13 protein-coding genes and 1 pseudogene are annotated in these 11,180 nt (G+C 64.4%); 6 read left to right on the top strand and 8 right to left on the bottom strand.

All coding sequences use genetic code 11. The features are described from left to right. The 3 genes and pseudogenes from CCR94_RS20970 to CCR94_RS20960 form a co-directional block, all read left to right on the top strand. Positions 1-480, top strand: a pseudogene (locus tag CCR94_RS20970) (L-aspartate oxidase); the annotation flags it as partial. Next, a complete protein-coding gene (nadC, locus tag CCR94_RS20965; RefSeq protein ID WP_104509925.1) occupies positions 461-1,318 on the top strand; it encodes a carboxylating nicotinate-nucleotide diphosphorylase in 858 nt (285 codons plus the stop codon). The pseudogene CCR94_RS20970 and the gene nadC, both read left to right, overlap by 20 nt. A gap of 193 nt (positions 1,319-1,511) precedes the next feature. Further along, positions 1,512-3,299, top strand: coding sequence for a tetratricopeptide repeat protein (locus CCR94_RS20960; RefSeq protein WP_244594165.1), 1,788 nt, complete (start codon positions 1,512-1,514; stop codon positions 3,297-3,299). Positions 3,300-3,423: 124 nt separating this feature from the next. On the opposite strand, the gene CCR94_RS20955 is transcribed toward CCR94_RS20960, so the two are convergent. From CCR94_RS20955 to CCR94_RS20940, 4 genes are all read right to left on the bottom strand, one after another. Beyond that, the gene (locus CCR94_RS20955; RefSeq protein WP_146090129.1) at positions 3,424-3,864 is read right to left on the bottom strand and encodes a nuclear transport factor 2 family protein; all 441 of its coding nucleotides are present in this window, start codon (positions 3,862-3,864) and stop codon (positions 3,424-3,426) included. Between the two features lie 232 nt (positions 3,865-4,096). Further along, positions 4,097-4,531: a nuclear transport factor 2 family protein gene (locus CCR94_RS20950; RefSeq protein ID WP_104509921.1), complete on the bottom strand. Its 435-nt coding sequence runs from the start codon at positions 4,529-4,531 to the stop codon at positions 4,097-4,099. Positions 4,532-4,594: 63 nt separating this feature from the next. After that, positions 4,595-5,614, bottom strand: coding sequence for a ketol-acid reductoisomerase (ilvC, locus tag CCR94_RS20945; RefSeq protein WP_104509918.1), 1,020 nt, complete (start codon positions 5,612-5,614; stop codon positions 4,595-4,597). A 127-nt stretch (positions 5,615-5,741) separates the two neighbouring features. Continuing rightward, positions 5,742-6,329 carry an acyloxyacyl hydrolase gene (locus tag CCR94_RS20940; protein WP_104509915.1) on the bottom strand — a complete coding sequence of 196 codons (588 nt, stop codon included), beginning with the start codon at positions 6,327-6,329 and terminating at the stop codon, positions 5,742-5,744. Positions 6,330-6,531: 202 nt separating this feature from the next. Here CCR94_RS20940 and msrP point away from each other — a divergent pair, with 202 nt between their 5' ends. Next, positions 6,532-7,470: a protein-methionine-sulfoxide reductase catalytic subunit MsrP gene (gene msrP / locus CCR94_RS20935; protein ID WP_104509929.1), complete on the top strand. Its 939-nt coding sequence runs from the start codon at positions 6,532-6,534 to the stop codon at positions 7,468-7,470. Further along, positions 7,470-8,069 (top strand): protein-methionine-sulfoxide reductase heme-binding subunit MsrQ, encoded by a 600-nt coding sequence (gene msrQ / locus CCR94_RS20930; RefSeq protein WP_104509913.1) that lies wholly within the window; start codon positions 7,470-7,472, stop codon positions 8,067-8,069. Before msrP ends, msrQ begins: the two co-directional genes overlap by 1 nt. Here the strand turns inward: msrQ and CCR94_RS20925 are convergent. The 4 genes from CCR94_RS20925 to infA all read right to left on the bottom strand — a co-directional run bounded on the left by CCR94_RS20925 (position 8,043) and on the right by infA (position 10,464). Beyond that, positions 8,043-9,263, bottom strand: a complete 1,221-nt coding sequence (locus CCR94_RS20925; protein ID WP_244594164.1) for an NRAMP family divalent metal transporter — start codon at positions 9,261-9,263, stop codon at positions 8,043-8,045. The two genes, msrQ and CCR94_RS20925, sit on opposite strands and share 27 nt — an antisense overlap. 109 nt (positions 9,264-9,372) lie before the next feature. Then, positions 9,373-9,606 carry a DNA gyrase inhibitor YacG gene (locus CCR94_RS20920; protein WP_244594163.1) on the bottom strand — a complete coding sequence of 78 codons (234 nt, stop codon included), beginning with the start codon at positions 9,604-9,606 and terminating at the stop codon, positions 9,373-9,375. Continuing rightward, complete coding sequence (locus tag CCR94_RS20915) at positions 9,603-10,241, bottom strand: Maf family nucleotide pyrophosphatase (protein ID WP_104509909.1); 639 nt, start codon at positions 10,239-10,241, stop codon at positions 9,603-9,605. Before CCR94_RS20915 ends, CCR94_RS20920 begins: the two co-directional genes overlap by 4 nt. Positions 10,242-10,245: 4 nt before the next feature. Then, positions 10,246-10,464 (bottom strand): translation initiation factor IF-1, encoded by a 219-nt coding sequence (infA, locus tag CCR94_RS20910; protein WP_088522381.1) that lies wholly within the window; start codon positions 10,462-10,464, stop codon positions 10,246-10,248. Between the two features lie 302 nt (positions 10,465-10,766). Here infA and CCR94_RS20905 point away from each other — a divergent pair, with 302 nt between their 5' ends. Then, the gene (locus CCR94_RS20905) at positions 10,767-11,135 is read left to right on the top strand and encodes a hypothetical protein (RefSeq protein WP_104509907.1); all 369 of its coding nucleotides are present in this window, start codon (positions 10,767-10,769) and stop codon (positions 11,133-11,135) included. The last annotated feature ends 45 nt before the right edge of the window (positions 11,136-11,180 follow it).

Below are 11,180 nucleotides of genomic sequence, written 5' to 3'. Positions count from 1 at the left end.
CACGGCGCCAATCGCCTCGCGTCCAACAGCCTGCTGGAGGCGGTGGTTTACGCCGCCCGCGCCGCCGAGGATGTCAAGACCGTCCTGTCGGAACTGCCGGCGCCCGAAGCGCCGCCGCCCGCGCCGCGCGCCATCGCGCCCGATGCGGCGGGCGCCCGCGAAATCCGCGACATCATGCAGCGCCATGTCGGCGTTTTGCGCGATGCGTCCGGCCTGCGCGCGGCGCTGATCCGTCTGCTCGCCCTGCGCGAAAAGGCGATGAAGGCCGAAAACCTCGACCTGCGCAACCGCGCCGAGGCCGCGCTGCTGATCGCCGCCGCCGCTCAAAAACGCCGCGAGAGCCGGGGCGGTCATTTCCGCACCGATTACCCCCAGGCCGATCCGGCCCAGGCGCAGCGCTCCGACATCACCCTGAACGAGGCGCTGGCGCTGGCGCGAGATTCTGTCGACGAGAAATCCCATGCCCTTGCCCGTGCTTAATTCGCTGCTGGTCGAACAGGCGGTCCGCGCGGCGCTCGACGAGGATTTCGGACGCGCCGGCGACATCACCTCGCAGGCCACCATTCCGGCCGAAGCCCGCGCCCGCGCCGTGATCGCGGCACGGAAAAAACCGGGCGCGCTGGCCGGACTCGATCTCGCGCGCAAAGCGTTCGAACTGGTCGATTCCTCCCTCGTCTTCGAGTCCCTGGCCGGCGACGGCGATCCTCTCGCCCCCGGCGCCATCGTCGCCCGCATCGAAGGATCGGCGCGCGGCATTCTTTCGGCCGAGCGCGTCGCGCTGAATTTTCTCGGGCGCCTGTGCGGCATAGCCACGCTGACCTCGCACTACGCCGAAGCCGTCGCCCACACCAAGGCGAAAATCTGCTGTACGCGCAAAACCACGCCGGGCCTGCGCGCCTTCGAGAAATATGCCGTGCGCTGCGGCGGCGGCATGAACCACCGCTTCGGCCTCGACGACGCCGTGCTGATCAAGGACAACCACATTGCGGTGGCCGGCGGCGTCGCCCCCGCCCTGCGCGCGGCCAAAGCCTTCGCCGGCCATCTGGTGAAGATCGAAATCGAGGTCGATACGCTCGACCAATTGCGCGAGGTGCTGGCCGAGGGCGCCGATGTGGTTCTGCTCGACAATATGACGCCGGAGCAATTGCGCACGGCGGTGGCGATGATCGGCGGGCGCATGCGCGCGGAAGCTTCCGGCGGCGTGAACCTCGACAGCGTCAAGGCGATCGCGGAGACCGGAGTCGATCTGATCTCGGTCGGCGCGCTCACCCATTCCGCGCCGGCGCTGGATCTTGGCCTCGATATCGAAATGACGTGAAGGCGCGCCCATAGGATTTTGCCTTGGCGAAATCCGTCCCTTGTCGCCATGCCCGCAGGATTTTGCCTTGGCGAAATCTGTTCTTTGTCGTCTTACCCTTGTGTTGGCGGCGCGGAAACGCCATCTTGCAGGGCGATTGTTCCCCTCCGCGACGCGCGCCCTCACGTGCGCCAAGCCGCCAGAAAGCTCTTTCGTGCCCAGGACATCCCTATTTATAGCGCCTTCGCGCGGTCGCGGGCTTGCCCTGCTGGCCGTTTCGCTTGTTTTGATCGGCCCCGCGGCGCAAGCGCGCGAATCGGTCGCTCTGTCCGAGCCTTTCGAGGTCAGCGACAGTCCGGCCGGCAATTATCTCGCCGCCCGCGTCGCGGAGGCCGAACACGATTCGCTGGCGGCCTCGACCTTCGCCCGCGAAATCCTGCGCGCCGATCCCGGCAATGTGGACTTGATCGAGCGCGCCTTCGTCGCCACCCTGCTCAATGGCGACATGCCCGATTGTTTCGCGCTGGCGCAAAAGCTGATCGCGCGCGACGCCAAGAACGGCACGGCGCGGCTGGCGCTGGCGGTGCGCGACATCAGGGCGCGGAATTTCGCCAGCGCGCGCAAGCAACTCGACAGCAGCGGCAATCTGCGCCAGCGCGATCTCACCGCGATCCTGCTCGACGCCTGGACCTATGTCGGCGCGGGCGACGTCAAGCGCGCCCTGTCCCTGGTCGATACGCTGTCCGAACCCAATCTCGCCGTCTTCCGCGATTTTCACGCCGGACTCATGCTTGAGGCGGCTGGCCGCGCCGAGGAGGCTGGCAAACGTCTGGCGGCCGCCTATGCCGTCGACCAGAACACGCTGCGACTGGTGGACGCCTATGCGCGCAACCTGTCGCGGCAAGGCAAGATCGAGGAGGCCAAGGCGGCTTACGCGGCCCTCGCCAAGGTCCAGCCGCGCCAGCCGCTGGCGCAGGCGGCCCTGCGCGAACTCGACGCCGGCCGCAAGCTTGATCCGCTGGTCAAGACGGTGAACGCCGGCGCGGCGGAAGTGCTTTACGGGCTCGGCGCCTATGGGCTCGGCTCCTCCAGCGGGCGCCAGGGCGACGAGATCGCCGCCACGGTGTTCCTGCGTCTCGCGCTGGCGCTCGCGCCCGAGCACGATCTGGCGCTCGACACGCTTGGCGAGGCTTACAGCCGGCTGAAGCAATACGGAACCGCGATCGACGTCTATGACCAGACGCCGGAGTCCAGTCCGATGCGGACCGGCGCCGACATCCACATCGCGCTGCTGCTCGACGCCGTCGGCAAGTCCGAAGAGGCGCTCGATCGCCTGCGCAAGCTCAGCGACGCCCATCCCGACAATCAGGACGCGCTGTCGGCGCTCGCCGATCTGCTGCGCGGCAAGAAGAGATATCTGGAGGCGGCGGACGCCTACACCCGCGTGCTCGCCACGAACCCGTCCGGCGAAAAGGGCCAGTGGGTGCTGTATTATTTTCGCGGCATCTCCTATGAGCGGGCCAAGGTGTGGAACAAGGCGGAGCCGGACTTCAAGAAGGCGCTCGACCTCTATCCGGAACAACCGCTGGTCTTGAATTATCTCGGCTATTCCTGGGTCGACCAGGGCGCGCATCTCGACGAAGCCTTCAAGATGCTGCGTCGCGCCGTGGAATTGCAGCCCGAGGACGGCTATATCGTGGATTCGCTGGGCTGGGCGCATTACCGGCTCGGCCATTACGACGAAGCGGTGAAAATCCTGGAGCGCGCCATCGAGCTCAAGCCCGGCGATCCCACCATCAACGACCATCTGGGCGACGCTTATTGGCAGGTCGGGCGCAAGCTCGACGCGCAGTTCCAGTGGAACCACGCCCGCGACCTCAATCCCGAGCCTGACGAGTTGCCGAAAATCCTGGCCAAGATCGCCAATGGCCTGACCGAACCGAAGCTGCCGACCGCCGAACAGAGGCCGGAAGCGCCGGGCGAGTCCAAGAACGGCGGTTAGAGCATCTTCAAGCGAAGTGGACGCCGGTTCGCGTGAAGAAAATGCGTTAAAACAAGAATCTAGAGCATTTTCATGTTTCCACGAAACGTGAAAATGCTCTAGCCGAGGAGAAGGGCTGGCGAGCCTATGGCTCGCCATGGCCGTCCGACTGGCCCAGCGCCGCGACCAGGGCGGTGTCGAAATAGCGCGTCCATTCGGTGATCTTGTGGTCTTGCCATTTCATGCGATCGACGCCTTCGACCTCGGCCAGCGCGCCGGTGCCGCGGTTGCACAGGGTCATGTGCCAGGACATGTAGGACATGCGGGGGGTATCGACGACGAAATCGTCCACCTCGAAGCCGACGATTTCGAAATCCACGTCAAACGCCTTCCAGGCCTCGCGGATTTCGGCCTTGCCGACCCGCAGTCCCGCAGCGGGAATGATCGCGCGCGAACCCATCATCCGATAGGTGGCGTTGTCATGGAACAGGGCCAGGCCGGCTTCGACATCGCCTCGCGCGCGGCGCGCGTAGATGTCGCGGCAGATCGCCATGAAATCCTCGCGCCTCATTGTCATATATTTCATTGCAATTCCCTTGCGGGCCGCTCTTGTTGGCGCGGCGCCGATGGCGACGCTCTCGCTTTTCGCGTGGCCGATATTGCGGCAGGTGGCGGGCGAAAGCGTGACATTAGGCCAAATAGCCGCCAATTCAGGAAAATAGAACAACGGATTAACCGCAAAGGCGCCTGTTTTGCAGGCACGCAGTTTTAAAAGCGTGTCATTTGTTGAATTGACGGACGCTTCCAAACCGATTCGCTCAATAGCGGCTTTCGCGCAGGGCGAAGAGCCTGGCGCTGTCGACGAATTCGTTGACTTCGGCGATCAGCGCGCCTTCAAGGCGGATGAAACACAGGCAGGGAATGGTGTCCTCGCGATGCGTCCCGCGATGGCGCACCCGCAGGTCATACTGGATGCAGGCCTGATCGTTATCGATCACGGTGGCGAGACGACGGAGGCCCAACTGCTGGAATTCAACCGCGAAGGCCTTGAGAAAGGCCAGGACCGACTCCCGGCCGCGGCGCAGGCCAGCGTAAGACCAGTTCGCGGGCTCGCCGTGCAGGCGCCATTCGGCATCGTCGGCAAAGCAAGAGATGATCTGCCTGGGGCTGGGCCGCGACGCCAGCAGCGTGGAGATGATCTCCTCGAACTTCGCCCGGTCGATGGCCGGCGTGAGGCCTTCGCTGTCGCTCATGGCTGGCGCGCAAGGATGCGGCGCGCCCGGGGGACCGGACGCGCCTGACGCTTCAAGTACCGTTCAGTTCTTGGCCTTGTCGACCAGCTTGTTCTTGCCGATCCAGGGCATCATGCCGCGCAGCTTGGCGCCGACCTCTTCGATCTGATGGGAATCGTTGACGCGGCGGATGCCCTTGAAGCGGGCGGCGCCGGCCTTGTATTCCTGCATCCATTCGGAGGTGAACTTGCCGGTCTGGATGTCCTTGAGGACGCGCTTCATTTCCGCCTTGGTCTCGGCGGTGATGACGCGCGGTCCCGAGACATATTCGCCCCATTCCGCCGTGTTGGAGATGGAATAGTTCATGTTGGCGATGCCGCCCTCGTAGATGAGGTCGACGATCAGCTTCACTTCATGCAGGCACTCGAAATAGGCCATTTCCGGCGCGTAGCCGGCCTCGACCAGGGTTTCGAACCCGGCGCGGATCAGTTCGACCAGACCGCCGCACAGCACGGCCTGCTCGCCGAACAGGTCGGTCTCGCATTCCTCGCGGAAATTGGTCTCGATGATGCCGGAGCGGCCGCCGCCGATGGCGGAGGCATAGGACAGGCCGATGTCATGGGCGTTGCCGGAGGCGTCCTGATCGACCGCGATCAGGCAGGGCACGCCGCCGCCCTTGAGATATTCGCCGCGCACGGTATGGCCCGGCCCCTTGGGGGCGACCATGACCACGTCAATGTCCTTGCGCGGCTCGATCAGGCCGAAATGCACGTTGAGGCCGTGGGCGAACAAAAGCGCCGCGCCCGGCCGGATGTTGTCGGCGATGTCGGCCTTGTAGATGTCGCCCTGCAATTCGTCGGGGGTGAGCATCATCAGCACGTCGGCCCATTTGGCGGCCTCGGCGACGGTCAGCACCTTGACGCCTTCGCCTTGCGCCTTCTTGGCGGTGGCGGAGCCGGCGCGCAGCGCGACGGCGATGTCCTTGACGCCGGAATCGCGCAGATTGAGCACATGGGCATGGCCCTGCGAGCCATAGCCGACCACGGCCACTTTCTTGCCCTTGATCAGATTGAGGTCGGCATCGCTATCGTAATATACGCGCATTCTTCTTGCTTTCTGCGGGAGGGAAAGGGCGGTGGGGGCCGCCAGTCATTCGTCACGCACGCGTATAAGCGCAGAGCGCGCGCTCGTCAAAGGGAGCGCGCGCTAAAAACGGATGTTCGGGGATGACTTAGAAGCTGTAGCCGATCCGCGCGCCGAAATTGCTGATGCCGTGGTTGCGCGCGCACAGATTGAGATTGGAGTAATGCTCGGCCGTGGCCATCACGCTCCAATGTTCGGTCAGGTCGTAACCGAGCGAAAAGCTTTCATGGAAGCCGACGTGGCAGCCCATGCCGGCGTGATGCGGCGGCGGCTTGAGCGCGCCGGTAAACCCGTCGTTGAAGGCGCCGTCGATCGATGCTTCGACAAAAAATCTATCGGTGAGCGCGACGGTCCAGATCGGGCCGAAATATTCGCCATTGGTCTTGGCGTCGGTGTTGAACGTGCCGCCGACATGGGCGCGCATGGTGACGAAGTCCCACCAGGGGTCGGTGTTCACGGAGATATTGCCGAAGATCACTTCGCCGCTGATGTCGGCGGAGCCTTTTTCCGAGCCGCCGGGCTCGTGAACGAAGCCGCCGAGACGCGCCTCGAACGGTGAGGTCATGCGATAGGTCGCCTCTGGGGGCAGCAATTGGCCGAACGGGGAAGTTTCGGCGCTCACGGCGGCGGAACAAGTCACGCACGAGAGGACGAAAGCGGATAGAATTCTTTTCATGCCAATGTCCACAGCGCGTCTGAAACAGGAAAGCGCGTCAACTTAGCCGAGATCAAGCCCGCCTCCTATGGCGGGAAGGCAACACGAAGGCAAAATCTTGCGAGGCGTCGTCATATTGTCGCACGGCAAAAAATCAAGCCGGCGACGAAACAATGCCGGTTTCTCCTCGTACCATCGCTGAAGCTCCAATCAGGACATGCGCATGCTCATCCGTGTTTCGACCGACCGTCCGGTCGCCAGCAGTGAAATCACCCCGCGCGCCGCCTGGTTGAACCGGCGCGATGTCCTGGGCGCCGGCGCGGCGCTGGGACTCGGTTTCGCCGGGGTCTCCGCCACGGCGGCGCCCACGCCGCGCAGCCCGCTGTCCACCGACGAAAAGCCCAACCGCCTGTCGGACATCACCGGCTACAACAATTTCTACGAGTTCGGCGTCGGCAAGAGCGATCCCGCCGCCAACGCCGGACGGCTGAAAACCAGGCCGTGGACGCTGCGCATCGACGGATTGGTGGACAAGCCGGCCGATTACGCCCTGGAGGACTTTTTAAAGCCGTTGACACTGGAGGAGCGTATTTACCGTATGCGCTGCGTCGAGGGCTGGTCGATGGTGATCCCCTGGCTCGGCTTCCCGCTGGCCGACGCGATTTCGCGCGCGCAACCACAATCAGCCGCGAAATATGTGGCGTTCGAGACGCTTTATCGCCCTGACGAAATGTCGGGCCAGCGCGGCTTCCCGCGCATCATTCCCTGGCCCTATCGCGAGGGCTTGCGGCTCGACGAGGCCATGCATCCGCTGACGATCCTGGCGACCGGGCTTTACGGCGAGCCGCTGCCGAACCAGAATGGCGCGCCGCTGCGGCTGGTGGTTCCCTGGAAATATGGTTTCAAGGGCATCAAGTCGATCGTGCGCCTGACGCTGGTCGCCGAGCAACCGCCGACCTCGTGGAGCATGATCGGGCCGGACGAATATGGCTTCTTCGCCAATGTGAACCCCAACGTCGATCATCCCCGCTGGAGTCAGGCGACGGAACGGCGGATCGGGGAGGGCGGCCTGTTCGCCAAACGGCTGAAAACCCAGATGTTCAACGGCTACGACTCCGTCGCCAGCCTTTATTCCGGCCTGGATCTGAGGGCGAATTACTGATGCGGCGAAATTTTCCGGTATGGGCGGTCTATGGGCTGGGCTTCGTTCCGGCGGTTGCCGCCTTCGGGGCCGGCCTCTCCGGCTTGAGCGGGCCGGACCCGATCCGCGCGCTCGAACAAAGCCTGGGCCTGTGGGCGCTGCGCTTCCTGCTCGCCGCCCTTTGCGTGACGCCGCTGCGGCGTTTTGCCGGCGTCAACCTGCTGCGCTACCGCCGCGCGCTGGGCCTGCTGAGCTTTTATTACGCCGCCCTGCATTTCCTGGCCTTCATCGGCCTCGACCACAATTTCGACTGGGCGGAGATCGGCCGGGAGATCGTGAAAAAACCCTATGCCTTCATCGGCATGGCCTGCCTGCTGCTGCTGATCCCGCTGGCCGCGACCTCCTCAAACGGCATGATCAAGCGGCTCGGCGCGAAAAACTGGACGCGCTTGCACAGACTGGTCTATCCGGCGGCGCTGCTGGCCGTCGCCCATTTCATCTTCGCGGTGAAGAGTTGGCCGCTCGAACCCCTGCTTTACGCCGGCGCGGCTGTGTCCCTGCTCGCCCTGCGTCTGGCGCCGAAAAAAAGTCGTTCACTCGAACAGGCCGGCAACGCCTGAATAGACTCCGAACAGCGAGGCCAAAGCAATGATTCCGGCGCAAACAACGGCATGGGCGCCGCGCAGGCGGAAAGGCGCTGGCAACCGCCGCGCGAGCAGATAGAGGAAGCCGAGCACGAACGGCAGCAGCAGCGCGTTCATCACCTGCACGCCGACGCTGAGCGAAACCAGATTGACGCCGGAAGCCACCACCAGCCCGCAGACGATCAAAGCGGCGGTGTAGGCGCCATAAAACCACGGCGCGTCGCGCGGTTGATCGTCGAGGCTGCATTTTACGCCGAGCATCTCGCCCAGGGTGCGCGCGGCGGTCAGGGTGACGACGATGGCCGCCACCAGCGCCGCGCCGGTCATGCCCAGGCCGAACAGGAGTTTGCCGCCGAACTCGCCGAGGAAAGGGGTGATCGCCTCGGCGATGCGCGCCACCGTGTCGAGATCGCCGGATTGGCCGGATTGGCCGAGCGTCGCGCCGGTGGCGACGAGAACGGCGGCCATGATGACCTGCGTGAGTACGGCGCCGAGGATCGTGTCCATCCGCGCGGCGGGCAGGTCATCGGGCGTCAGCTTCTTTTCGATCACGGCGCTCTGCTGGAAAAACACCATCCACGGCATGATCACCGCGCCGATATTGGCGGCGATGAGATAAAGATACTTATGGTCGTGGAATGGAATGTCGGTCGCTTGGGCTATCAAGGTCGCCGGATCGGGGCGGGCGAGCACGACCACGACGAGAAACACCAGTTCAAACGCGCCGATCGCCATGGCGATGCGCTCGACGGTGAGATAGGCTTGCGAATAGGCCATGGCCAGCAGCGCGCCGACCACCAGAACCATGGTGAGCGGCGCTGACAGGCCGAGCAGGGCGCCGACGCCGGCCAGACCCGCCAGTTCGGTCAGCAGGGCGCCGAGACAGCACACCAACAGGGTCGAGACCGAGAACCACGCCCAGAACTTGCCGAAATGACGCGATATGAGATGGGCGTGGCCTTGGCCCGTGACGGTCCCGAGCCGCACCGTCAGCTCCTGCACGACATAAAGCACCGGAATAAGAAGCAGTTGCAGCCAGAGCAGGCGATAGCCCCAGGCGGCGCCGCTCTGCGCCGCAGTGATCACGCTGCCGGCGTCGGTATCGGCCAGCATCACCACCAGGCCGGGGCCGGCGACGGCGAGGAAACGGCCAAGACGCCCCTTTTTCATGGGGAGGGATTCGTTCAAAGCCGTCATAGCCGCGCGCCTCAATCAATTTCGTCCATAGTGATGCTCGCGGCGCCCGCCCGCAATCGCCATGGCTCAATTTGGACGGTATCTAATCCTGGTCCGATCGCTCCGCCGCGGGATCCTCGTCCTCGTCGTGAGGAGCGCCGGCTATGGCGTAGGAATTGCTGAGCCAGCGATGCAGATCGATATTGGCGCAGCGTTTCGAGCAGAACGGCTTGAATTTGGCGTCGACCGGCTTGCCGCACAGCGGACATTTCGGCGGCTTGGGTGAATTGGGCGGCTTGGGTGAATTGGGTGAATTGGGCGGTTCGGACGCGGTCACGGCGGCGCCCCCGTCGCCCATGACGCATCCGTGGGATAGCCGAGCCCATCGAGCATGGCCCTGGTTTCATAAAGCGGCAGACCGACCACGGCGCTGTAGGAGCCGACCAGCTTGACCACGAAACCGCCGGCTATGCCCTGGATGGCGTAGCCTCCGGCCTTGCCCGCCCATTCGCGCGAGGCGAGATAGGCCTCCATTTCGCGCGACGACAGGCGTTTGAAACGCAGCCGCGCTTCGACCAGCCGCGACCGGTCGCGGCCCTGCGGGTCGATCACGGTGACCCCGGTAAAGACCCGATGGGCGCGCCCGGACAAGAGCCGCAGGCAATCGTCGGCTTCGTCGAGCGTTTCACATTTCGGCAGGATGCGGCGCCCGACGCAGACCACGGTGTCGGCGCCCACAATGTAGCAGGGCGACAGATCCGGGCGCGCCCGCGCCAGTTTCGCGCCGGACTGCGCCTTCTCCAGCGCGAGGCGCGCCGCAAGCTTGCGCGGCGATTCGTTGCGGCCGGGGGTTTCGTCGAGATCCGCGGGAAGGAGCGCGTCGGGGTTGAGGCCGATCTGCTGCAAGAGCGCGAGGCGGCGCGGCGACCCGGAGGCGAGGGCGAGGCGGGTGCGGGCGGGAGCTTCGGACAAGATCTTATTTGAAACGGTAGGTGATGCGGCCCTTGGTGAGATCGTAGGGCGTCATCTCCACCAGCACGCGGTCGCCGGTGAGCACGCGAATACGATTCTTGCGCATCTTGCCAGCGGTATGGGCGATGATCTCGTGATCGTTGTCGAGCGTCACGCGAAAAGTGGCGTTGGGCAGCAATTCGCTGACAACACCCGGAAATTCAAGCAATTCTTCCTTCGACATCGGGTTCCTGTTCACTGGTCGGTCTGGCCTTTCCCTCCTGCTTCAGGAGGAGAAAAAGGCGCTTGTCATCGGCGCGCTGGCCGCGCAAAATCAAGGTTCACGGCGGTTTCACGCACGCCGAAGGCCGATCGCGCACAGCAGGGCCGATCGGGCGAGGCGGGGGTGTTGAGCGAGCAAATCGCTTTGATATCCGCCGCGCTATAACAAATTGCGACGCGCCTGCCAATGGCGCGTGGGAGGAACGCGCGAGTCTTTTCGCCGACAAGGGCGTTTGGGCTCGGCATATCGAGAGGCAGTGGGACATGGATGATATTTTTGCCCTCAACCGGCGGCTGGCGCGTTCCTGGTGGGATATGACGGAAGTGGGTTGGGCGGCGACAGTGACGATTGCGGCGCGGTTGCCGATGATCGCGGCGGCGGCGACCGGCTTTGGGTCGCAGCGCGCGCAACGCGAGACCAGGGAAATGGTTTCCGAGAAGCTCATGGCGGCGGCGGAGGGCGCGCAGGCCGGGGCCTTGCAGACGGCGAGGGCGACATTCAAGGTGATGACGGGCGACAGCCATCCCACGGCGATGGCGCATCATCTGATCGATGTGGCGGAAGCGGCGACGCGTCCGGCGGGGCGCAAGGCGCGCGCCAACGCAAAACGTCTGTGGACGCGCGGCGGATGACGTATTTTTGAACTTGGCGCGTTTGGAGGGCTGGACAAGGCCGTA

The organism is Rhodoblastus sphagnicola (genome assembly GCF_002937075.1).
Lineage (GTDB): Bacteria > Pseudomonadota > Alphaproteobacteria > Rhizobiales > Beijerinckiaceae > Rhodoblastus > Rhodoblastus sphagnicola.
Note: the sequence above shows the minus strand (reverse complement) of the source record. Positions and strands in the feature narration are given on the sequence as shown.